General features: G+C 44.8%; 21 protein-coding genes. 9 read left to right on the plus strand and 12 right to left on the minus strand.

Features of this window, described 5'->3' with window-relative positions; all coding sequences use genetic code 11:
• Positions 1 to 46: 46 nt before the first annotated feature.
• Together R7F64_RS12665 and gcvT are read left to right on the plus strand one after the other, a co-directional pair.
• Entirely contained in the window at positions 47 to 670 is a 624-nt protein-coding gene (locus R7F64_RS12665; RefSeq protein WP_005376429.1) for a helix-turn-helix domain-containing protein, read from the plus strand.
• A 259-nt stretch (positions 671 to 929) separates the two neighbouring features.
• The gene (gene gcvT / locus R7F64_RS12670; RefSeq protein WP_318071746.1) at positions 930 to 2,048 is read left to right on the plus strand and encodes a glycine cleavage system aminomethyltransferase GcvT; all 1,119 of its coding nucleotides are present in this window, start codon (positions 930 to 932) and stop codon (positions 2,046 to 2,048) included.
• Positions 2,049 to 2,118: 70 nt separating this feature from the next.
• On the opposite strand, the gene vdeR is transcribed toward gcvT, so the two are convergent.
• On the minus strand, positions 2,119 to 2,847 hold the full coding sequence (vdeR, locus tag R7F64_RS12675; protein ID WP_005376423.1) for an efflux transporter transcriptional repressor VdeR: 729 nt from the start codon (positions 2,845 to 2,847) through the stop codon (positions 2,119 to 2,121).
• A gap of 160 nt (positions 2,848 to 3,007) precedes the next feature.
• Here vdeR and R7F64_RS12680 point away from each other — a divergent pair, with 160 nt between their 5' ends.
• From R7F64_RS12680 to R7F64_RS12695, 4 genes are all read left to right on the plus strand, one after another.
• Positions 3,008 to 4,081, plus strand: a complete 1,074-nt coding sequence (locus tag R7F64_RS12680) for an efflux RND transporter periplasmic adaptor subunit (protein ID WP_318071747.1) — start codon at positions 3,008 to 3,010, stop codon at positions 4,079 to 4,081.
• Positions 4,081 to 5,142 (plus strand): efflux RND transporter periplasmic adaptor subunit, encoded by a 1,062-nt coding sequence (locus R7F64_RS12685; RefSeq protein ID WP_318071748.1) that lies wholly within the window; start codon positions 4,081 to 4,083, stop codon positions 5,140 to 5,142. The genes R7F64_RS12680 and R7F64_RS12685 overlap by 1 nt, the downstream gene beginning before the upstream one ends.
• Positions 5,142 to 8,201, plus strand: coding sequence for an efflux RND transporter permease subunit (locus tag R7F64_RS12690; RefSeq protein WP_005376413.1), 3,060 nt, complete (start codon positions 5,142 to 5,144; stop codon positions 8,199 to 8,201). The genes R7F64_RS12685 and R7F64_RS12690 overlap by 1 nt, the downstream gene beginning before the upstream one ends.
• Before the next feature lie 175 nt (positions 8,202 to 8,376).
• Entirely contained in the window at positions 8,377 to 9,087 is a 711-nt protein-coding gene (locus R7F64_RS12695; RefSeq protein WP_005376411.1) for a hypothetical protein, read from the plus strand.
• Between the two features lie 82 nt (positions 9,088 to 9,169).
• Here the strand turns inward: R7F64_RS12695 and fruA are convergent, their stop codons facing one another.
• From fruA to fruB, 3 genes are read right to left on the minus strand one after another with little or no spacing between them, the layout of a single operon-like run.
• Positions 9,170 to 10,909: a PTS fructose transporter subunit IIBC gene (gene fruA, locus R7F64_RS12700; protein WP_005376409.1), complete on the minus strand. Its 1,740-nt coding sequence runs from the start codon at positions 10,907 to 10,909 to the stop codon at positions 9,170 to 9,172.
• Positions 10,910 to 10,927: 18 nt separating this feature from the next.
• Positions 10,928 to 11,899, minus strand: a complete 972-nt coding sequence (pfkB, locus tag R7F64_RS12705; protein ID WP_238972403.1) for a 1-phosphofructokinase — start codon at positions 11,897 to 11,899, stop codon at positions 10,928 to 10,930.
• Positions 11,900 to 11,908: 9 nt separating this feature from the next.
• Entirely contained in the window at positions 11,909 to 13,042 is a 1,134-nt protein-coding gene (gene fruB / locus R7F64_RS12710; protein ID WP_005376404.1) for a fused PTS fructose transporter subunit IIA/HPr protein, read from the minus strand.
• Positions 13,043 to 13,415: 373 nt separating this feature from the next.
• Here fruB and cra point away from each other — a divergent pair, with 373 nt between their 5' ends.
• The gene (gene cra / locus R7F64_RS12715; RefSeq protein WP_005376402.1) at positions 13,416 to 14,396 is read left to right on the plus strand and encodes a catabolite repressor/activator; all 981 of its coding nucleotides are present in this window, start codon (positions 13,416 to 13,418) and stop codon (positions 14,394 to 14,396) included.
• 17 nt (positions 14,397 to 14,413) lie between these two features.
• Here the strand turns inward: cra and R7F64_RS12720 are convergent, their stop codons facing one another.
• Positions 14,414 to 15,367: an endonuclease/exonuclease/phosphatase family protein gene (locus R7F64_RS12720; protein ID WP_005376401.1), complete on the minus strand. Its 954-nt coding sequence runs from the start codon at positions 15,365 to 15,367 to the stop codon at positions 14,414 to 14,416.
• Between the two features lie 226 nt (positions 15,368 to 15,593).
• Here R7F64_RS12720 and R7F64_RS12725 point away from each other — a divergent pair, with 226 nt between their 5' ends.
• Complete coding sequence (locus R7F64_RS12725; RefSeq protein ID WP_005376400.1) at positions 15,594 to 16,127, plus strand: RNA-binding S4 domain-containing protein; 534 nt, start codon at positions 15,594 to 15,596, stop codon at positions 16,125 to 16,127.
• A 126-nt stretch (positions 16,128 to 16,253) separates the two neighbouring features.
• Here R7F64_RS12725 and R7F64_RS12730 read toward each other — a convergent pair whose 3' ends face one another.
• From R7F64_RS12730 to R7F64_RS12760, 7 genes are all read right to left on the minus strand, one after another.
• Complete coding sequence (locus tag R7F64_RS12730) at positions 16,254 to 17,072, minus strand: EAL domain-containing protein (protein ID WP_054700950.1); 819 nt, start codon at positions 17,070 to 17,072, stop codon at positions 16,254 to 16,256.
• Between the two features lie 92 nt (positions 17,073 to 17,164).
• Complete coding sequence (locus tag R7F64_RS12735; RefSeq protein WP_318071749.1) at positions 17,165 to 18,085, minus strand: amino acid ABC transporter permease; 921 nt, start codon at positions 18,083 to 18,085, stop codon at positions 17,165 to 17,167.
• An 81-nt stretch (positions 18,086 to 18,166) separates the two neighbouring features.
• Positions 18,167 to 18,985 carry a transporter substrate-binding domain-containing protein gene (locus R7F64_RS12740; RefSeq protein WP_318071750.1) on the minus strand — a complete coding sequence of 273 codons (819 nt, stop codon included), beginning with the start codon at positions 18,983 to 18,985 and terminating at the stop codon, positions 18,167 to 18,169.
• Between the two features lie 9 nt (positions 18,986 to 18,994).
• Entirely contained in the window at positions 18,995 to 19,792 is a 798-nt protein-coding gene (locus R7F64_RS12745) for an amino acid ABC transporter permease (RefSeq protein WP_258457411.1), read from the minus strand.
• Positions 19,792 to 20,526: an amino acid ABC transporter ATP-binding protein gene (locus R7F64_RS12750; RefSeq protein ID WP_053307675.1), complete on the minus strand. Its 735-nt coding sequence runs from the start codon at positions 20,524 to 20,526 to the stop codon at positions 19,792 to 19,794. The genes R7F64_RS12745 and R7F64_RS12750 overlap by 1 nt, the downstream gene beginning before the upstream one ends.
• A gap of 162 nt (positions 20,527 to 20,688) precedes the next feature.
• Complete coding sequence (locus R7F64_RS12755) at positions 20,689 to 21,345, minus strand: lysoplasmalogenase (RefSeq protein WP_005376394.1); 657 nt, start codon at positions 21,343 to 21,345, stop codon at positions 20,689 to 20,691.
• Between the two features lie 294 nt (positions 21,346 to 21,639).
• On the minus strand, positions 21,640 to 22,788 hold the full coding sequence (locus tag R7F64_RS12760) for an iron-containing alcohol dehydrogenase (RefSeq protein ID WP_005386076.1): 1,149 nt from the start codon (positions 22,786 to 22,788) through the stop codon (positions 21,640 to 21,642).
• Between the two features lie 206 nt (positions 22,789 to 22,994).
• On the opposite strand from R7F64_RS12760, the gene R7F64_RS12765 reads away from it, so the two are divergent.
• Positions 22,995 to 23,876, plus strand: a complete 882-nt coding sequence (locus tag R7F64_RS12765; RefSeq protein WP_017634187.1) for an AraC family transcriptional regulator — start codon at positions 22,995 to 22,997, stop codon at positions 23,874 to 23,876.
• Positions 23,877 to 23,957: the final 81 nt, after the last annotated feature.

Consider the following 23,957-nt stretch of genomic DNA (forward strand, 5'->3'; position numbering starts at 1 on the left):
CACAATGCGAGTAAGACAAAAAATATGGATATCTATAGAGGGATTTATGGCAGAAAGTATTTACGATGAATACCCATCGATGACGTTGGCAAAAGAGCAACATGACCAAAATATCGAGCCGTTAAAACTGGGCCAGCGTATTAAGGATATCCGCTCGAAACTCGGTATCACATTAGAAGAAGCGAGTCAGCGAACCGGGCTTGCTCGATCTACACTGAGCAAAATAGAAAATGAGCAGATCTCCCCGACGTTTCAAGCGATGCAAAAATTGGCACTTGGCTTACAAATTGACATGCCACAACTCTTTGAGCCACCTAGAAAAAAGGTAGCGACAGGGCGCAGGGATGTTACCAAGAAGAATGAAGGTAAACCACACCCAACACAAACCTATGAACACGAACTGCTCGCGACACAACTTTCCAACAAGAAAATGATGCCGTTTAAGAGCCAAATTCGAGCTCGTAGTTTTGATGAATATAAAGACTGGGTTCGTCATGATGGCGAAGAATTTCTGCTTATCTTATCTGGTGAGGTCATGTTCTATTCTGAGTTTTACGAACCTGTTGTTTTAAGCGAGGGAGACAGCGTTTATTACGATGCAAATATGGGACATATGTTGACCAGTGTTAGCGAAGAAGATGCGCTCATTTTGTGGGTGACAGCCAAATAGTGATAAATACTTGTAAATTTCCTATAGTGAAAGCAAACGATTGCTGTTGGTGGTCGTTATGATGAAAAAGCGCTTTTTTGATGAGAACTTGCTCATTAAAGCGCTTTTTTGTACGATTTGTTGTGATTAAAATGTTAAGAGTCACACTTTTGCAAGTCGATCTACGTCTTGTTCGTGCAAAATAGAATGAGCCATGTTTATTATTGGAAACACATCGAATGCCGATAGCATTCTCGGGTCTATCTAAATGGAGACGAAAATGACTCAAGAACTACTGAAAACACCACTACACGCACTTCACGTTGAAGTTGGTGCCAAAATGGTCCCGTTCGCGGGTTACGATATGCCTGTTCAGTATCCTCTAGGCGTAAAGAAGGAACACTTACATACTCGTGATGCGGCAGGTCTGTTTGATGTTTCTCACATGGGACAGCTTCGCCTAATTGGTGACGGTGCAGCTGCGTTCCTAGAAACATTAGTCCCAGTGGATATTGTGGATCTTGAGTCTGGTAAACAGCGTTACGCTTTTTTCACTAATGAAGAGGGCGGCATCATGGACGACTTGATGGTGGCTAACCTAGGCGATCATCTGTTTGTGGTTGTGAACGCAGCATGTAAAGCGCAAGATATCGCACACCTACAAGCGCATTTACCATCTGGTGTTGAGCTAGAAACTATCGAAGACCGAGCTCTACTTGCAATCCAAGGCCCTAAAGCGGCGGCTGTATTGGCGCGTTTTGCACCAGAAGTTTCTGAAATGCTGTTCATGGATATTTGTAAAGTCGATGTTTTAGGCGCCGAGTGCATTGTTTCTCGTAGTGGTTATACAGGCGAAGACGGTTACGAAATCTCGGTTCCTGCTGACAAAGCGGAAGAGCTAGCACGTAAACTGACTGCGGAAGATGAAGTTGAATGGATTGGCCTTGGTGCTCGTGATTCACTTCGTCTTGAGTGTGGCCTTTGTCTATACGGTCATGACCTAGACACAACAACAACACCTGTTGAAGCGAGCTTGCTATGGGGTATCCAAAAAGCTCGTCGTATTGGTGGTGAACGTGAAGGTGGTTTCCCTGGCGCAGACATTATTCTTAAACAGATTGAGACTAAAGATGTGGCGCGTAAGCGTGTGGGTCTAGTAGGTCAAACCAAAGCGCCAGTGCGTGAAGGTGTTGAACTGTTTGATGCTGACGGCGTTAAAATTGGCGTTGTAACCAGCGGCACGGCGGGCCCGAATGCATGTAAGCCAGTCTCAATGGGGTATGTTCGTGCGGATTTGGCGGCGATTGGTACTGAAGTGTTCGCTGAAGTGCGTGGCAAAATGCTACCAATGACAGTTGAAAAAATGCCGTTCGTACCACAACGCTACTACCGTGGTTAAAACGAATTGAAACAAAAATGCCGAGCTTTGTAGCTCGGCATTTTTATGTCTTCTTTTCGCTTGTTTGCTTTTAGTTTACTGCTTCATCAATAGTACAGCACATATCAATAACGATATCTTCAAGCTTTTCCGGATGAATCATCTCTTCTTTTGGGATCCCAAATTGAGAGGCCATAATGGTATTAAACAATTCCCAATGCTTGATCAGCAGTTTTTCGCGATTATCTGCAATATCCGGCCATGTTTCTTGCATCATTGGTGCGAGACTGACAGCACCATGTGCGAAGATCAACATTTGCCACTTTGATTCCCACTGATCAAATTGTGCATTAGGGTTTTCGCTGTTGTACTGCTCGAAAATTCCGGTAAATATTGCAGCGAACTCATCTTTTGACTTTAAGAAATACTGCAGTAGAGCACCGTCATCGCCTTGTCGAATGGCATCGGCGATCATCTGTACTGGGTGAGGATTGACGAGAGCAAATGCTAGCATGCGAACCATAAACAGATAAATTTTTCTATTCGAAGGTGTGTTCTCCGGCATTTCATTGATGAGTTCAGCCATATAGCACTGCATGAACTCGTCCATTGCATCGCTAACCGCTTGCCAGATTTTCTCTTTGCTGCCGAAGTGGTGACGGATCAAACTATGTGAAACACCAGCCTTTTCACTGATATTGCGCAGCGAGACACGCTCGTAACCAAGTTCACAAAACATATCTGCTGCCACTTTAAGGATCAGACACTTAGTTTGTTCTGCTGCTTCAGCACTTCTACGCCCCTGCTTTCTTTCATTCATAGTTCGAATTTTCCCGAATATTAATCACGCGCTTACTTTTACCAGAAACCGAACGCTTTGACTAATTAATTTGCTATCCACCTGGAAAATATGTTGATCAATTTCAAATTCTGCTTATACTGCACGGCTGTGTAATATATAAAACCTACGGAGAAAGCGGGTGCGAAAACAATATTTAAAGCGCACTTTAGTTGGCGCAGTGGTGACATTAAGTCTTTCTGGGATGCTAACTGGGTGTAATAAAGCCATTTCTGAGCCGTCTGAACCTTTAATCAAACCTGTAAAATTACTGGCGGTGAAAGACCTAGAACTTGAAGACTCGCACGCCTTTTTAGCGCGTATTGATGCAACACATCGCGCGCAGCTTTCTTTTCAGGTTGGTGGAGAGGTTGATGAATTACGTGTACGCATGGGTCAAAAAGTCCAAAAAGGTGAAGTGCTCGCAACGTTAGACCCTAGAGATCTTCAGCTTGCGTTAGATGCCGCTCAAGCGCAGTACGCGTTAGCGAAAACACAATGGGACCGCGCGAAAAACCTTTACGGAAAAAAACTCATTAGTACTGATGAGTACGATCAGAAAGAAACTCAATATAAAGCGGCATTGGCGAACTACGAACAAGCTAAAACCGATTTGAGCTATACCAAAATTCACGCGCCGTTTGATGGCATTGTGTCATATACCTATGTCAACCCGTTTCAAGTAGTCGCAGAGAAGCAGGAGATCTTGAATCTCATTGATAACACGACGTTGGATGTATCTTTCACCTTGCCAGTAAGTTATGCGGAATCTGTATCACTTGAGTCACTGCAAAACTCCGATATGTGGGTGATGATGGATAGCGAGCCAGGAAAACGTATTCCTGGGCAATTTAAAGAAATTTCGACGCAGCCAAACATCGATACCAATAGCTATGAGGCGATCGTGACCATCACTCGGCCAGAAGATCGCAATTTGCTGACAGGTATGACAGGGCAGGTACACATTGCTAAACAACATGTATCGGACGCGATGACGTTACCTCAGTCTGCTTGGGTCAACAAAAATGGGACGCAAGGTGAAGTTTGGGTAATGGACAGAAACACGCAGCAGGTCAATAAAGTCACTGTCTCACTTGACGCAGCAGGTGGTGTGAAAGCCGGGCTTGATAACAATGATTACGTTGTTATTGCTGGTGTTGAGAGACTGGTTGAAGGACAAGTGGTGAAAGCTTGGGTTCGTGAGGGAGGCATTTAATGAAACGTTCTCTACTTACGATCTCTGCGATTGCACTTGCAGTTTTAACAGGGTGCAAAAATGAAAACCAAGCTATCGTCGAGCAGCCACTTTTTGTGTCGACTATCTCGGTGGATGCACCAGTACAAAGTCAACATCGCGCGTTCAAAGGCATAGTAGTGCCTGCAGAGCAAACGCCAATGGCATTTCGCCGCGCTGGGGAAGTTCAGCACGTATTGGTTAAAGCGGGTGACGTTGTGAAGCAGGGGCAAATGATCGCAAAGCTAGATGATAGTAAAGAGAAGCAAGCCGTGAATGACGCAGAAGCACAATACACACTTGCAATTCGTCAGCTTAAACGCGGTGAAGACTTGTATGCACGTCAAATGATTTCAAAAGCGGAACTTGATGAGCTAACCGCCAATAAAGAGCTAGCTGAGGCTACTTTCTATAACGCGACCAATCAATTGAATTACACCCGTTTATTCGCCCCGTTCGCCGGTAAAGTATCTGATGTTTTCAAAGAACGTTTTGAGCGTGTGGCAATTGGTGAACCCGTGTTAAACCTATACCAAAACGATTTGGTTTACGTGCGTATTGAGCTTTCCGACAATGTTTTAGCGATGGTAGACCCAAACTCAGACAGCATGAGCTACAAGCCTAAAGCAACCTTCTCCGGCATCGATGGCAGATTTGCTTTGGACTATTTAGAGCACACAAGTGAACCCAACGCTGAAACTCAAACCTACGAAATGTACTTGACGATGCCACAGCCAAAAACAGAGATATTGCCGGGAACCAGCGTAAGCGTTTTGGTCGATATGGTGAAGGCGGGCATTACCTCTATTGATGGTTACAGTGTTCCTGTCACGGCGCTTCAAGCAGGCAGTGAAGGGAATGAGTTCTTTGTGTGGAAAAAAGAAGGTGACATTGTCACACGAGTGCCTGTCATGATTTCTCAAGTGAATGGCAATGGAGCCATTGTGTCGTCAGGTGTTAGCCAGGGCGATATTCTGATTAATTCAAATCTGCGTAAATTACGCGAAGGTAAACATGTGGATGTTGTGGAGAATAACCAATAATGAACATTGCTGAGTATTCAATAAAAAACAAAGTCATCAGCTGGTTGTTCATTATTATCCTTGCTGTTGGTGGTTTAACGTCATTTTTGGAGCTTGGACGATTAGAAGACCCGGCATTTACGATCAAAGATGCCATGATCATCTCAACATACCCTGGCGCGACGTCAAAAGAAGTTGAAGAAGAGCTGACGTATCCTCTAGAAAAAGAGATTCGAAAACTCCCTTATATCGACAAAATTACCTCTACGTCTTCTAATGGTATGTCTCAAATAACGGTGAGCATGGAAATGGACTATGGTCCTGATGAACTGCCGCAAATTTGGGATGAAATGCGCCGTAAAATTAATGATTTACGACCATCATTGCCTCAAGGTGTTCAGTCTTTACAGATCATTGATGATTTCGGTGACGTTTATGGCGTGATGTTAATGCTCACTGGTGACGATTACGACTATGTAGAGCTGAAACGTTATGCGGATTACCTGACCCGTGAAATCGAGCTTGTTGATGGTGTTGGTAAGGTAGACATCACGGGCGATCAGCAAGAAATGCTATTCGTTGAGATCTCACTTGATCGCCTTGCTGCACTGAACTTAGACATGAATGTGGTTTCGAGCTTGTTGAACCAGCAAAACAATGTGGTTTCAGCAGGGGAAGTGATGGTCAATGGCGAAAGCCTTGTTATTCGCCCAAGCGGCACCTTAAACACTGTAGAAGCACTAGAAAATCTGATCATTCATGGCCGTGACACAGGAAATCTAATTCGTCTAAAAGACGTAGCAACGATTTCTCGCGGTATTCAAGAGAAGCCAGGCAACGTCGTACTCTTTAACGGTCAAAAAGCGATTAATATCGGTATCTCGTTTGCATCGGGTGTGAACGTGGTTGAGGTTGGTGAACGTTTGGATGCGGAGCTCGCGAGCCTTGAGTCTATCAAGCCTGCTGGCATCGATATGAACTACTTTTACAACCAAGCCAATGAGGTGGATGAATCTGTTAAAGCGTTTGTAATTAGTCTAGCGGAGGCAGTGGCGATCGTAATCATTGTGTTGCTGTTTACTATGGGTTTACGCAGTGGTGTCATCATTGGAGTTGTGTTGTTATTGACGGTATTTGGTACCTTCATTTTGATGAATTACAACAACATCGAACTGCATCGTATTTCTCTTGGCGCGTTAATTATTGCCTTAGGTATGCTGGTTGATAACGCGATTGTTGTCGTGGAAGGCATATTGGTTGGCCTAAAGAAAGGGCGTACCAAAGTTCAAGCGGCTGTCGATATTGTAAAGCAAACACAATGGCCTTTGCTGGGCGCGACTGTTATTGCAATTACGGCTTTTGCACCTATCGGCTTGTCGCAAGATGCGACAGGTGAGTTCATGGGCTCTCTATTCTGGGTGCTGTGTTTCTCACTATTTTTAAGCTGGATTACCGCTATTACACTGACGCCTTTCCTTGCCGATCTTTTGTTGAAAGAGGAAAACAAAGAGCAAGGTACTAGCGAAGATGATCCTTATAAAGGCTGGTTGTTTGTCGTATTTGGGGCATCGCTGAAATTTGCATTGCGATTCCGCTGGCTTACCGTTGCTGGCATGGTGGCGCTATTAGTGGGTGCTGTCGTGGCATTTGGTAATGTAAAACAGCAGTTCTTCCCACCATCGAATACGCCGATGTTCTACGTGGATATGTGGATGCCAGAGGGTACTGACATCCGTGAAACGATCAAAAAAGCTGAAGAGGTCGAAAGCTACATTCGTCAGCAAGATGATATTGACTTTGTTTCTGCTTCGATTGGGCAGGGCCTACAGCGTTTTGCTTTAACCTATCAACCAGAAAAAAGTTACGAAGCGTACGCTCAGTTCCAAGTTCGCGCGACTGATCGTGAGAAAATGTTTGGTTTACTGCATAAGTTAGATGAGAATCTGGCGAAAACATTTGATGCGCCTACGTTCCAGTTTAAATTGATGGAATTTGGTCCATCACCAGCGTCTAAGATCGAAGCGCGTATTACTGGCCCTGATCCACAAGTTTTACGTGACTTGGCGGTGCAAGTTGAAGACATCCTTCATACCGATCCTGGTGCCCGAAACATTCGTCACGATTGGCGAGAGCGCACCAAGGAACTTGTACCCGTTTTCAATGAGTCTAAAGCTCGTCGCTTAGGTATTTCGAAAGAAGATCTTTCAAGCACACTGCAAATGGCGTTTGGTGGTAGCACCTTAGGTTACTTGCGTGATGGTACACATACGTTGCCAATTATGACACGCCTTCCTGAAGAAGAACGCGTAGATTTTGAATCACTACAAAACGTGACCATTTGGAGTCCTTCGTTGCAAACGTATATTCCGGTTGATCAAGTGATTGATGGCGTTCAACTGGATTGGAGTGAGCCGCTAATTCAGCGTCGTGACCGTAAGCGTACGTTAACCGTTCTCGCGGACCATGATGTGTTGAGTGACGACACGGCAGCAAGCTTATTTGCTCGTGTACAGCCTAAAGTGATGGCATTGCATGTTCCAGAAGGGTACGAAATCACATGGGGTGGTGAGTACGAATCATCCAAAGATGCACAAGAAGGCCTATTCGGTTCATTGCCGATGGGTTACTTGTTGATGTTCATCATTACTATTTTACTGTTTAACTCAATCAAAAAGCCGTTGGTCATTTGGTTCACCGTTCCGTTAGCGATCATTGGCGTTGCTTTTGGTTTGCTTACCACGAACATGCCGTTCAGTTTTACAGCATTCCTTGGTTTGTTAAGCCTAAGTGGCATGATTTTGAAAAACGGTATTGTGTTGCTTGACCAAATTAACCTTGAGTTGGAGTCAGGTAAAGATCCTTACCTCGCGATTGTCGATAGTGCGATAAGCCGCGTTCGTCCGGTAAGTATGGCTGCGCTAACGACTATCTTGGGGATGATTCCACTGGTCTTCGATGCCTTCTTTGGCTCGATGGCAATAACGATTATGGCAGGTCTTGGTTTTGCTACTGTACTGACACTGATAGTGGTGCCAGTGATGTTTGCAATTCTGTTTAGGGTAAAACCGACCACTGCATAGGGACTCCTGGCTATTTGCCAGCTTCCTGCCTAGCCCTGAAGGTTTTCTTCGGGGCTTTTTTGATCTTACTAATATATACCAAACCATTCATTTGCTTGATTTTAATGATTTTCTTACGATTACAATGCAAATCATGCGTATACTGATGTAACGACACATCAAAGATTGAGATTACATGAATAAGCGCATATTAAACGGACTCTTCTTCGTTGGTTCTTTCACCTTGGTTGGCTGCACCGCGACGGATAGCATGCCGACAGAAACCAAACAACCTGCCCCTAAAGTCAACAGTGTTAGTGCTGAAGTCATTTCCAGTTGGATTGATAGTAAGGTTTTAGCCCCTGAAGGGCTGTCGCTCGAGCAAGACAATCTACGTTATCTATCGGGTAGCGCCGACCTAAACAGCGACGGCAAGGCAGAACACATAGTGTTGCTTCAAGATCGCTATTTCTGTGGTAGTGGTGGCTGCTCTGCATATATGTTTGATAATGAGGGAAACGTTATTAATCGAATGTCGGTAACTCGCACGCCTATTGTACTAGCCGACAGTTACAGTAATGGTTGGCAGGACTTTATCGTTTGGAGTAATGGCTCATATCGACTCATGAGTTACAACGGTGAGTCTTATCCAAGTAACCCGTCACTAGAGCCAAAGGTGGATCGAGACGCTAACCAGCAGGCGGCAATCGCAAATGTAATGGCGACAGAGCTTTATCAGCAAGACGGCTATGACATTCTGCCCGCAGAGTCAAAAACCTTGTGGACGCCAGCTAACGTTTACCACTTTACCTTCAAGCACTACGGTGATCCGCATAGCGCTTATCAAGCAACGGTGGATATGAGCAGTGGGGAAGTAGACATTGTAGCCGTTCCGGCTGCGGAATAAAAAACACCTCCCTTAACCGGAATTAAAGGGAGGTGCTAAATGCCAAATTCGAGGGTGGCATTGTTAACCGGAGTCGCTCTAATTAAGCTGCGACTTCTTGCTTCGCTTCTGCTTTGCTTTTTAAGAATGCGTAAGTAAAGCCAGTTACCGCTGTACCCGCTGCAATAGCCACTAAATACATTAATACTGGTGAAATTGCGTTAGGAATTAGCAGCACGAATAGACCGCCGTGTGGTGCCATTAATTTCGCACCGAATAGCATCGATAGGGCACCAGTAAGCGCGCCACCTGCCATACAAGATGGAATCACGCGCATTGGATCTTTCGCAGCAAATGGAATTGCGCCTTCAGAGATGAAACACAGGCCCAAGACAAATGATGCTTTACCAGCCTCACGTTCATTTTGTTCAAATTTGTTCTTCGCAATGAAGGTCGCTAAACCCATACCTAGCGCAGGAACCATACCTGCGGCCATGATTGCCGCCATTGGTGCGTAAGTTTGTGAAGCCAGAAGGCCAACACCAAATGCGTAAGCGGCTTTGTTTACCGGGCCTCCTAGGTCGAAGCACATCATTGCGCCAAGGATAATACCCAGTAGTACTGCACTGTCAGAACCCATGTTGTTTAGGAAGTCAGTCAGGCCGTTCATGATGCCTGAAACTGGGCCGCCTACGATGTAGATCATGACAAGGCCAGTGAACAATGTTGCTACAAATGGAATGATCAGAATTGGTTTAAGCGCTTCCATCGATTGTGGGAGTTTTACTTTGTCCGCAAGGAGCTTCGCTGCATAACCGGCAATGAAGCCAGCTGCGATACCACCTAGGAAACCAGCACCCGTTGAACTTGCTAGCATACCGCCAACAAGACCAGGAGCCAGACCCGGACGGTCAGCAATTGAGAACGCGATGTAACCAGCAAGTACAGGAATCATCAATGCGAATGCAGAGCCACCACCAATGTTCATCAAGGCTGCTGCTAGTGTGCCTTCTTCTTTAAATGCTTCAATACCGAACACGAAAGATAGAGCGATGATCAAACCACCTGCAACGACGACAGGAAGCATGTGCGAAACACCCGTCATTAGGTGTTTGTAAGCGCCTTTTTTCTCTTCGGTGGAAGATGAAGAGTTAGCTGAACCAGAATGTTGATACACCGTGGCTTGCTCGAATGCTTTGTCCATCTCTTCGGCTGTTTTCTTCAGAGCTGGACCTGTTTTCGTGCGGTACATCTTTTTGCCGTTAAAGCGATCAAGTGGCACTTCAATATCTGCAGCAATGATCACCAGATCGGCGTCTGCAATTTCTTGCTCAGTCAGTTGGTTTTTAGCGCCAACTGAACCACGAGTTTCCACCTTGATTTGATGGCCACGACGCTTGCCTTCTTCTTCTAAAGCTTCTGCCGCCATAAAGGTATGCGCAACGCCAGTAGGGCATGCCGTGATTGCAACAATCTTCTTTGATGCTGATGTTGTATCTGTAGTGATAGGGGCTGCAAGTGTGGTTGCTTTTTCAAGTAAAGTGGCGTTTTCAACCGCTTGCTGGAGAAACGCAGTTGCGTCTTTTGCTACTTCGCTAATTTCCGCTTGGTAAACCTTTTTTCCTACAAAACGAGAAGTGTCGACGCTAGTATTTGCCGCAATGACAATGACTTCTGCTTGTTCAACGTCAGCTTCCGTCAATAGTGTTGGTTCAACCACACTTGATTGACATTCTATTTTGGCATTCCAGTTTAATTTTGCGGCGGCTTGTTCTAGTAATCCTGCCGCAAGGATGCTATTTGCTACACCGCTCGGACAGGCAGTAATAATGGCAATATTCATACGATAACCTTCTGTTCCTTAGTTTTGTTCTAAGTTTGTAATAGGGTAAAGCGCGCTAACTTCAGTTTGTCGCTTGATATTTTCCAGTTCTTCCTGACTGGTTAGCCCTACGCCAACTTGACTAACTGCCAAAGCAGAAAGTGCCGTAGCGAAGCGCAATAAATCGTTTTTAGGCATCAGTTGCATGTGGCCCCAACACAAGCCAGCGACCAGCGTATCGCCTGCGCCAACGGTGCTCACTACATTCATTCGAGGTGGTTTTGCACTAAGCCATTCGCCTTGGTTGAGCCACATAACACCGTCAGGTCCCATAGAAACCACGATGTTTTCTATGCCTTTGTCGCTCAGTGTTTGCGCAGCAGCTTGGCATTGTTCTGGCGTTGAAAGGTGCTCGCCGACAAAGTCACTTAGCTCTTCGTCGTTTGGTTTGATCAACCAAGGATGAGCGTCGATGCCTGCGCGTAGTGCTGCTTTGCTGCTATCGAACAACACTTTCTTGCCTTGCTGATGCAGCTTCTCAATCCATGCTGCGCATTGCTCTGCAGTAACACCGACCGGTAGGCTGCCTGCCAATACAAAGTAATCATGCGTCTCCGCTAGACGAAATAGTGTCTCCTCAAAGCGAGTAATTTCGTCGGCCGCTACTTGAACGCCAGGGAAGTTGATATCACTGACGTTGCCATTGGCCTCAACCAGCTTAACGTTGATACGAGTGGCACCCTCTACTTCCACAAATTCATTCTTAACGTTGATGTCATTGAAAAGCTGATGAAATAGCTCTGGGTTATCTTTACCGAGAAAGCCGGTAACCGTGACGTCTGCGCCTAAATCGCTCAATACTTTTGCTACGTTGACACCTTTACCTGCAGCGTGGAGATTGCTTTGCTGTACTAAGCTCACGGAACCAACGTTTAGTTCATTTACTGAACCTGTTAAATCCAATGCCGGGTTGAGCGTAATAGTGACAACCTTATTTGTTTTGTTTGTCATATCGGATCCTTAACCTTCACCAAGGCCAGAAGCGATTGCATTTCCGATAGACTCCAAGGCTTGCGGCGCATCAGGGCCTTCTGCTGTAAATTGAAGTTGGTGACCGTGCTTAACGCCCAGTGCGATGACTTTCATTAGGCTCTTCGCGTTTACTGCTTTTCCATCTCCGTCTAGGTTGGTAACACGTATAGTGGATTCAAACTTTTTCGCTTCTGCGACTAACATTGCCCCCGGACGAGCATGTAGGCCGTGAGAGTTTTTGATTTTAAATACAGCGGTATTGCCTTCTTCTGAAGATGCGGCTGTGACTTCTTCACCCTTGAACAAAGCAAGAATCTGTTCTACTGATGCATCTAAAAGCTTGCCGTGTTCATTGTTAAACACAATATTAGAAAGGGTTTTTAGGATAGGTTGGTGAGCATTGTTACATGCTGCGAACGCGAAAAGTGCACGCACTTTTTGACCTTCATATTCGCAGTCGTTTGCCGTCGAGACAAATGACACACCTGTGCGAGTGACATGTTTGTCACTGCCAATTAACCACAGGCCATTACCTAAGTGAGTTGGTTGTTTGGTAACGAGATCGGCAACGAATTCGTTATCAGCACATCCCGTATTTTTCAACAGACCACCTGCAACAGCACTCATCTGTAGCATGTCGCTCGCAGGGAACATCAGTTGAATTAAAGAAGCGTCAAAGTCTGCTTCAAGCTGAACATCACCGTGCAGTAGGGCGATGATTTCGTCTTCATTTTTTGCATTACGCAGACGCTCTTCTACGCCATCTGCGCCTAGCACTTTGGTGAGCTGTTTAAGAATGCCAAGGTGTTCATCAGATTTAGCTGCGATACCGATAGCGACGAACACAGTATTGCCATCACCCCAGTCGACACCTTGTGGGAAGTGATGCACAGCAACACCCGTTGTTTTCACCATTGCACGAGTGTCGGTTGTACCGTGCGGGATGGCGATACCGTTCCCCAAAAACGTAGAGTTTTGGTTTTCACGGTTTAGCATGCCTTCAACGTAACCGCGTTCAACTAGGCCTTTATCAGTAAGGCTATGAGCAATACTCTTTATTGCTTCAAACTTATCTGTCGCTGATTGCGAGAGGGTAATGTCGTTCTTATTTAGCTTAAGCATGGTGCTTCTCCAGCCTTAAGGTATCAATTTAAAAATGTATTCTGTGTGAGAAGTTGAACGCCGCTGCTTCTGAGCGCTTATCACTCCTCAAACCTTTTATCTTTCAAGCTAAATCGATTCAGCTTGTTGGTAAATTTTTTAAAAGACTCAGAAAAACTGTTTTAAAAACTGACGTTAACAAACGAGCCTTTGCCGCTGTCCTATAGCCTAGCTCACAAATTGGTTTGTTGCGTGTTCGGGTGATTTACGTCAATTTTTAAGTTTTGCTGAATCCTTTCAGCTTTTATACTGAATCGGTTCAGCTTATAATTCAACTTATCGAAAGATCGTTGATGTATTAATATGATCGCGCGCACAGAATAAGGTTTAGAATATGACACTGGATGAAATAGCCAAATTAGCGGGTGTTTCTAAGACAACTGCAAGCTATGTGATTAACGGAAAAGCGCAGAAATACCGCATCAGCGAGAAGACTCAGAAAAAGGTGATGGCCGTTGTAGATGAGTACAATTATAAGCCAGATCATGCGGCGTCTTCCTTGCGGGCAGGTAATTCACGCTCATTTGGGCTTATCATCCCAGACTTAGAGAACACCAGTTATGCGCGTCTTGCAAAGCTGATAGAGCAGAACTCTCGGAAAGCGGGGTACCAAATTTTGATTGGCTGCTCTGATGATGATCCTGATACAGAGCAAAAGGTGGCGGAAGCATTAGTCAGTCGTCGCATTGATGCGTTGTTTGTGGCAAGTGGTATGCCCACTGCAAACGAGTATTACCTTAAGTTGCAAAATTCTGGTACGCCAGTTATCGCGCTAGACCGTCCAATGGATGATGAGCACTTTTGTTGTGTCATCAGCGAAGATTTTGATGCCGCACTTGAACTCACTCAGTCAGTACTGTCAGAGGATATTAAGTCCATTGGCTTAATCGGTGCATTGCAAGATCTTCAAGTCTCAAAAGAGCGTGAGCTCGGTTTTCTATCTGCTTCTCAACAAGGTGGCAAAACGGCAACAGTGGGTTATGGACAACACTTCTCCCGGGAAGAAGGCAAGAAAGTCTTAGAGAGATGGTTAATAGAGAACGCATTGCCAGATGCCATTGTTACAACGTCATACACACTGTTAGAAGGTGTGTTGGATGTAATGCTAGAAAAACCAGAACTGATGGGAAAGGTGCGTTTAGCGACATTTGGTGATAATCGACTGCTGGACTTCTTGCCTGTGAAAATCAACTCTTTGCCTCAACAGTTTGAGTTGATCGCGGACAGCGCAATGGAGTTAGCACTCAACGCTTCCGCCAAGCGTTACAAGCCTGGCGTAGAACTTATCCCGCGTAAAATTGTGAAACGTCACTAAGTAACTAAATAGGTTGCTCAAAGCTTTACTTCAGCCGTCAGCGCCACAAATGCGTGGTCGCTGGCGTTTTTATCTCTGTCATAAATCGGGTTGATCAGATGTTGGTTAGACACCTGATAGTCAACAACCTCGGCAACCGATATATCTGATAAGGTATCAAACTCTTGTGAGAGCAAGATATAGTCGAGTACATTCCCAGTGGAAAAATGATAGTGCGTGGCTGGGCGTTCATCCTTCAGGGGGGCACTTTGCAATAACCAACCATCTTTGAGTTGTAATTCAGTGACGCTGTCACCAGTATTGGATACCAATGCGCTGTTAACGCTGATAGGAGTGATAGGTTGATTCATATCGCCCATTAACACTGTCGGCATTGGTTCTTTTCGATACCTCTTTTGCATCGCGTCTCTTAACATCGCTGCTTCCCAGCCTCTTTGCTGGGTGGATAACCAGCGCCCAATAATCGTGCTAGACGTTTCTGGTTGTTCTGAGTCGGCCGGGCGTTGAGATTTCAGGTGCGTTACGTAAACGGCGATATGACCAAGTACAGGATGTATTACTTGGGCATAGATAGGTTTGCGACTGAACTCTGGAGCAACACTTACTCCAAAAGGCTCAAGCGTTGCTAAGTCAAACTCTACCGCTTGTACTTTTTCTATTGGAAACCGAGAGGCGATTGCCACAACAGGGCTTGAGTAAATGTACTCATCCTCAACATGTGGGGTGTCAACGGTCGCAAAGTAGGGGTAGCCGATGGTTGAAAAGAATGCCTGGGTCTTCTCGATACTGAACACTTCTTGTAAGCCAATCACGTCGCCTTCCAGTTTTTCAACTTGACGTTGCGTCCACGAAAGTTTGTCTCGCCATTGCTCTAACGAGTATATGTTCTCGAAATCATAGTAGGCGTTAGGCGGTGCGACAAAATTAAACAAGTTCGCAGTGACAAAGGTAATTCTACTTGGTTGAGACAAAGTATTCACTCTTTTCAACAATAACTTAGAGAGTATATACCTTCAGGTTGCGTAATTGCAGCTTCGTTTGAGCTACGCATCGGTATACAAGCTAACGAGCGACAAGTTAAATGGGTTAAGAGGTGCTCAAATGCCAAGGCGAATCGGTGATTGAACATCGGCAGAGGTTTCTATTTTTAAGCATTGCGTTTAAACTTCAGGGCATCAAATAGTAAGAGTAAGTAACATGACCCAAGATTACGACCACGAAGAGTATTTAGAAGGCGAAGAGATTGAGATCGAAGCGATTGGCATCGATGTTGATGCGCATCCAATCGAACTATACAAGCTTTTTAAAATCGCAAACTTGGTCAGCGGTGGCGGCGAAGCAAAACATATCATCGAGGAAGGCTATGTCGCGGTGAATGGTGAACTAGAAACACGTAAGCGCCGCAAGATGTATGATGGTGACTTTTTTGAGTTTAACCAGGAATATTATGTTGTGGTTTGCGATGCGCCAGTAACCGAACCTGAAACGGCAGAGCAAAAAGCAGAAAAGAAAGCGAAAAAAGAAGCACAGTCTTCTCGTAAAGATAAGTCTCGTCAAAGTAAGTCACCCAAAGCCTCTGGGCCTAAATCAACAGGCCGTAAAGCGGCACATAAAGAGCGTAAAGCGCAGAAAGAAGCGTTGTCTCAGTCTGCTAAGAAAGGCAAAAAAGAAGACAAACCGCAAGCCACTCGTGATCCGAAGAGCGGACGTAATTCTATCGACTTCTTCTAAGCTATAGAATCTTATAAGTGATTGAATCTTAGTGTTCAAACCCAAACATACCAAAAGCGCCGACATGTGTTCGGCGCTTTTTTGTTGGGATAGTTTGTGTGGCTTATGCGGCATGACGAGATAAGCTTAATGCACCGTGCATTGGCAGGTTGCGTATTCTGTCCAGTGATGAATTGCACTCGGTTTACCGAGATAAAACCCTTGATAATAATCGAGTTCCAGTTGACGCATGGCCTGCAGCTGGTTGTTCTCTTCAACCCCTTCGATAATCACTTTGGCCCCCATGGTTGCTGCTAGATCTACTGCACTTCGAATGGAAAAGGTATCACCAGCGCAATAATCGAGTAGATAAGAGCGATCAATTTTAATTATGTCAGGACAAAGCTGCTGAACTCGGGCAATGTCGGAATGTTGCGCGCCAAAATCATCGATGGCAAAGATAAAGCCATTCGCTCTCATTAACTGTACGGCTTTAATCAGTAAATCAGTATCACCGCAGGATTCTTCTACAACCTCAAACACCACATCAGACGGGGTCATACCCAAATCGGCAAGACGTTTGTAAAGCAAGCCGTTGTCTTTAAAGCCCATGTCTTTGGTGAGCGTGAGTAGAGTTTGAGGCATAACATTGAGAAAGAGCTTAATCGGCGTTCCGGCAAAGTGACGAGCGAAGTTTCTGATGTGCATGGCTCGGGATAAAAATTCAACACATAAGCGAAAGTAAGGGTCAATACTTGCGTTGGAGAGAAAAATGTCTGGGCGAATTTGAACGCCGTCTGCGCCATGAATACGAAGGAGGGCTTCCATTCCAATAACGCGTTGGTGCTTATCAAAAATTGGCTGATAAACACTGTGAAAAGTGAATTGATTGAGAACTACGTAATATTCACCAAGATTATCTTGTTTTATGTATCGCTCGTAGTCGGATTGATTCTTTAACTCCATGAAAAACGCCGAAAATTTAGCATCTTTCCAATGTAACAGGGTGCAATTCTGATTTGAAGAATCAAATGTGCCTAATTACATATGCGGTTGAGTTAATTTGAAATGGCTTCCGATTTTGCTTCAATATGGCGGAAAATAAGTGACAGACCAAAACAGATTAAGAGGTAAGCGAGGCCGACAATCAACCAAATTTCAAATATATACCCTGATGAATTTGCCATCTCTGTCCCAACAAACGTCATTTCTTGTATCGAAATCAGTGAAACAATAGAGGTGTCTTTCACCAAAGAGATGGTTTGACCGGCAAGTGCAGGTGTTATTGATTTAAGCACCTGTGGCGCGATAACAAATCGGTATTTCACCCATCGAGACAAGCCCAATGAGTCAGCCGCTTCCCACTGACCTTGGTCGATACTTTGTAAACCACCGCGCACAACTTCTGCAATGTAGGCAGAAGAGAGTAAGCCGACGCATAACACGCCAGAGGCAAGGTTTTCCCAAAGGTTTGAAGGCCCAAACAGAAAGCGCTGTAGCGCATTTGGTTCGCCGTTGTAGTTTCGTAGAAGATCTTCCAAACCGAGTAACGGGATCAATTGGTTAGAAATGAAAAAGTAGAAAATAAAAACAAACACCAACGGAGGGATGTTTCTCACTAACTGGATAAACGCATTGGCAGGTGTGCGCAACCAAACGGAACGAGAGAAGCGTGCTAAGCCTAACAAAGTGCCAAACACTAATGCGAAGCTGATGCCCCAAATACTGAGCCTTAACGTCGAAATCAAACCTTGGAAGAAGTAGGGCAAACCACCATCTGCTCTAGGCGTGAAAAGTAATTCAAGCGCCTCTTTCCACTGCCACAAATAATGCACACCAACAGCGGACCGATGGTACAGCCAAACACCACCGATACCGCACATAACAAGTAGTACCCAGTCTAGTGTGTTTAATTGCGGTAAAAGGTAGCCTGTGCTGGATTTCGCGGGTGCTGTGCGAGTGGTAGTGTGTTCGCCCAAAAATTTGACTCCGATAAGTTATGGAAAAGTAAAATGGATGATTGGAGAGTATAGGCTCGCGGCGTCCACGAGCCATTTAGATTACTGGCCTTGCGCGACTTGATCTTGCCAATCTAATGTCGAGAACCAGTATTCATAACGTTGTTTTAACCATCCATCTTGGGTTCTTGCTTCAATCCATTTATTGAAAAAGGCCTTTTTATCTTCTTCCCCCAAGCGAACTGCAAAGGCTTCGTTACCTTGTGATAGTCGCTCAGAGAATGGAAGGAATAGTTTGTCGCTGTGTTTCACTGTCTCATGTTCTGGTTTTGGGCTAGAAGCAATGACCGCGTGGGCGTTACCATTCAGCACCTCTTGGAACGCTTGCGCGTCGTCATCAAATTGAAGGATCTTCGCTTTCGGGAAGGTTTCTCTGGCTACTTGAACGGTGAATGCGCCGCGACGAGCCGCAATTTTTACGCGTCGTGAGTCAAAATCCGAAAATTCGCTAAAACCAGAGGCGAGTTCTTTGTTTGCTGCTACTTGAACGCCTGAGTGCGAGTAGGCCTCAGTAAACAAGACGCTTTTGGAACGCTCAGGCGTAACCGACATGCCACCGATGATCACGTCGAACTTTTTCGCCAGTAGTGCGGGAATAATGCCATCCCACGCAGTCGGTACGAATTCCACTTTCAAACCTGAATCTTGTGCTAAGCGTTTGGCCACATCGATTTCAAAACCGATTAACTCACCTTGCTTGTTGCGCATTGCCCAAGGTACAAATGTTGACATACCAACGCGCAAAGTGCCTCGTTCTTTGATTTTATCTACATTGGGTGTGGCGACATCTTCTTTCGCGATTGTAGGCATAGCGATGGCTAGCCCTAATAATGCAGTAATGGTCGCTTTGAATAACTTCATGTTATCTCCTTATAATTTGCGCCAACTGGCTCCGAGTTTGTGTTCTAGCCATGCAGACAAGCCAGAAAGTGACAGAGTGAGAGCAAGATAAATTGCTGCCACGGTAAACCAAATTTCGAACGGCATCGCCGTCTCTGAGACGATGTTGCGTGCCTGTGTTGTTAGATCAAAAATCGCCATCACGCTTACAATGGAAGAGTTTTTGATCAAAGAAACCACTTCATTGGTTAATGGCGGTAATGTGCGCTGTAAAACCTGAGGCAAAATTACGTCTTTGTAGGTGTAAAACGGTGATAGCCCGAGAGTTTGTGCTGCTTCGAATTGCCCTTTAGGAATACTGTTTAAACCTGCACGGAATATTTCCGCGGTGTAGGCACCTTGGAAAAGGGATAATGCCAAAACGGCGGTGCTGAATCGGTCCAAACCAATCACGGGGCCAAACACGAAGTAGAGTAAATAGATTTGCACCAACAACGGCGTGTTACGTATTACTTCGACATAAGTGGTACCAATAACATTGCCGACTTTCGAATCGCTAAGCCTTAGTAACGCGGTAACCAACCCTAATACTAAGGTAAAAAATAGACTAATAGCCGAGATGTTAAGCGTGACCAATAGCCCATCAATAAGTTCTGCCGGCCACCATTCTCCATCTTCATAAAAAGCGATGTAATCAGGTACGCGCTCCCATTGCCATTGATAGCCCATAGCGTCGGCACCAGAGTCCAACACCCACACAATCGCGATGAAGAGGAGCGTCATTTGCAGTATAGCTTGAAGGACAGGTTTGATTACGCGAACTATCATCAGTAACTTAAAATTTGGTTCAAAAATGCTTGGGTTCGTGGATGCTGTGGTGTCTCAAATAAGGCGACTGGAGAGTTCATTTCCACGATTTGGCCTTCATCCATAAATACCACGCGGTTCGCTACTTTTTTGGCAAATCCCATTTCATGCGTGACGCAAATCATCGTCATTCCGCTTTGAGCCAGCTCAACCATGACATCCAACACTTCGTTGATCATTTCCGGATCAAGCGCTGAAGTTGGCTCGTCAAACAGGAGTAAATCCGGTTCCATACACAAGGAGCGGGCAATCGCGACGCGTTGCTGCTGACCGCCAGAAAGCTGGATAGGATACTTACTCGCTTGCTCTTCAATATTGACTCGCTTTAGGTAATGTTTTGCGCGTTTTTCAGCTTCTTGTTTTGATAATTTGAGTGTGCGAATCGGCGCTAAGGTGAGGTTTTCCAGTACAGTCAAGTGAGGAAAAAGGTGAAAGTGTTGGAACACCATGCCGATTTTACCGGGCTTGAGAGATTTTGCGTGAGAAGGCTGGTCGAACACATGAAGCTGGCCTTCTTGAATCGATTCAAGATGGTTGATGCAACGAATGAGCGTTGATTTTCCGGAACCTGAAGGGCCACACACCACGACGATCTCGCCAGAATGCACGGAGAAGTTGATGTCTTTTAGAGCGTGGTAATCGCCATACCACTTATTTACGTCGCTAAACTCAACGACGGGAGTATTCTCTTTCAAAGGGGCACGCTATAACGGAAAAATATCCTTTTACAATAGCAAGTTGTGCGCGTAATTTCATTAAGAATAAGCTAATGTGTAGGCGATGATTTTAAGACTCTATTCAGATCGCTTACAAGATACATCCATGTTTCTTTAATGTTGGTGCAGTCTAGAGTATGACTAACTCAGTTCAACGAGATACGGATAACGAACAACAATCGCAACAACAGACATAACCATTAATGTCTGTGCAGAATAGTAGGTCACCATGACAACTTGTCGTGAAAATATTGACCGTCCTCCAAAGCGTTCGAAAGCCAATACGATGCCAGAGATAATAAAGATAAAGCTTCCGAGCACTGCAAAGGAGGAGGATTGTGTTTTCCCACTCAAATAATACTCGATCGAAGCCCAGCACATAGTCATCAGTACCAATATATAACTGGCAACTGGCCGTTTCTCTTTACCGAGATCCGGTCGGAACAACCAGTAGACGCATATACCGAGTCCGAACAAGGCAATTGGGAGCCAAGGTGTAAAATGCCACGCTGACATGATGGCAAAACCATAACTATAGGAGAGATGGGCAGAGCAAAAGAGCACTAATCCTGTAATGAACTTGTCTCTAGGGAGCATTAATAACACGTCACCAAGCAACGAGAGCGATAAGCCAATCAAAATCCAATGCGCATATGGCATTGGGTAAGCCGGGGACTGAATTAAAATACCAAGCATACAGAGCACTGGTAATGGTTTAGAAACGTAAAAGAGCCATTTAGAGCCTTTACGGATACTGATGATATGTATGAATGCTAATACGACAACAACTAGCCACATAAAGTGTTTTCTCGAACAGACAAAATTATGTAGTACATCACTACAACAAATCAAAACTTAATTAACGAGTTAACTCGTTCTTTGATCTCAATTATTTTTATTTGTGTAAAGCTGGACAGTTGTCTCTTTACTAACCAACACGGCCGATTTTTTGTCTGGAGGGAATCGTTGTTTTTAGAAGCCTCCTCGTTTTGAACGTGATGTGGCTTACAAAATAGCATAAAAAAACGGTATTGTGACTGTTAAGTCACAATACCGTTAAACCCTAGGAAGGGCAGTGAAGAATTATTGCAGTTATGAGACAGCTAACTCTAAGATTTCTCGGCTACGTTCAAGTGTGATCGCCTGGTTTTCACCTAAAACAGTCATGCCGTGTTTGTTTAGTTGATCAATGATGGCATCGATAGCTTGTTCACGGCTCTCACCATAGTTTTCGAGCTTAGTTGCGACATCAAGTTGATGATAAAACGCTTCGATAGATTCTATTGTGCGCTCTGCTAAATCCTCACCTGCTTCAAGACCAAATACGTTGCGACCCATTTGTTCTAACTTAGGGCGCTTAAACTGCATTTGGTTACGAAGTAACGACGGTTGGACAATTGCAAGAGAACGCGCATGATCAACGCCCCATAGAGCCGTTAATTCATGGCCGATCATATGTGTCGCCCAGTCTTGTGGAACGCCACTACCAATTAACCCATTCAATGCTTGGTTAGCAGACCACATTAAGTTTGCGCGCCACATATCGTCGTCTCGTTCCGCAAACTGTTCTCCGAGTGTTTTTAAAGTTTTCAGCAGTGTTTCTGCGTAACCATCTTGAACCATTGCACCGGTAGGAAGCGTCAAGTATTGCTCACATACGTGCACCCATGCGTCAACAATGCCGTTGATAAGCTGGCGTTCTGGCAGTGTTTTCATTACATCTGGGTCTAACACGGCAAATTTTGGCTGCACTGCTGGAGACATAAACGGAAGTTTGTCTTGAGTTTCTTTTTTAGTGATAACTGCGCCCATGTTTGACTCTGAGCCTGTTGCTGGCAATGTCAAAATTGCAGCTAGAGGCGTCGCTTCAGTGACTTGGTGCTTACCAATCATGATATCCCAACCATCACCATCATACTTTGATGCCGCTGCTACGTATTTGGAACCATCGATGACTGAACCACCACCTACCGCTAGAATAAAATCAACACCATGCTCTTTTACCATTGCGACTGCTTTATCGAGTGTTTCTTTGGTTGGGTTTGGTTCAACACCTGAAAACTCTAGCCATTCATGTCCCTCAAGAGCTTCTGCTACTTGGTCGTACACGCCATTTTTTTTGATGGAGCCACCACCGTATACCACTAAAACTTTTTGGTCGGATGGGATAGCTTCTTTGATTGCTGCGATTTGTTTTTGACCAAAGAAAATCTTGGTTGGGTTTACATAAGAAAAGTTCATTATTAGCCCTCTTGCTTCCAGTGAAGGAGATTGAATACATGCATATTAGTCCTGATTAACGATCGTTAACAGGTCGATTTCTGCAAATAATTTGCCTATTTCTACAAAATTAATGCTCTTGAGCTAGAAAGTTAAAGTCGAGAGGAAGTATAGTGCTCGAAACGATAATAGAGACCAAACTCGTTGGTCATTGATGGAGCGCTCTAATGCACACTCTCGCAGATATCATGCAGCAATATGTTGAAAAGCAGGGGCTGCATGACCTAGAAGGTATGAAGAAAACAGCGATAGATGGCGTATGGTTTTATCGCAGTAGCAAAGGGAATCATCGCCAGCCGTTTGTCTATCAGTCCGGCATCATCGTATTGGGTCAAGGGCATAAGAACATTCATATTGGTGATACACCAGTGCAATATGGGCCCGATGATTACCTTGTTGTCGGGGTTCCCATGCCACTAGAGTGCGAAGCGTTTGCGACAAACAATGAGCCTTTACTTGGCATTTCGATAGATATTTCGCCAACGCTTCTTCATAAACTCGTTAAAAAATTAGAGGGTGAGAAATTCAGTAATAAGTGTCTGGATGCTACCCGTTGCGGCCTTAAGTCGGTACGTATGAATGAAGGTATGTTGGATGCGTGCAAGCGGTTAATGAAAGCAATGTGTGACGAGCTTGATGTCATCATGCTTGGCGAGCTGCTTCTTGAGGAAATTGTGTATCGTACTTTGGTGAGCAAAGAGGGGTATGTTTTATTTGACCTAGCACATCAAGAAGGTTCTTACGCGAGGGTAGCTAAAGCACTAAATCGTGTACATCAAGCGTATCACGAACAGTTGAACGTACAAGCATTGGCTGAAGAAGCCAACATGAGTGTGTCTGCTTTCCATCAAGCATTTCGCAATGTCACGCTTGAATCTCCGTTGCAATATATTAAGAAAGTTCGACTTAACAAAGCGCGCGAATTGATCCAGTTAGAGGGGCGACGTGTTAATGATGCAGCGAGAATGGTTGGGTACACGAGCCCATCACAGTTTAGTCGCGAGTACAAGCGGCATTTTAATGAAACGCCAAGGTCAACAAAGGCTTAGTGATCTTTATTTCAAAATGGCGACTTTTTTTACCTTTTTTATTAATTTGCGAGTGACATATTTATTTAAGTTATAAAATTA

It is taken from the genome of Vibrio sp. Vb1980, from assembly GCF_033338615.1.
Lineage (GTDB): Bacteria > Pseudomonadota > Gammaproteobacteria > Enterobacterales > Vibrionaceae > Vibrio > Vibrio alginolyticus.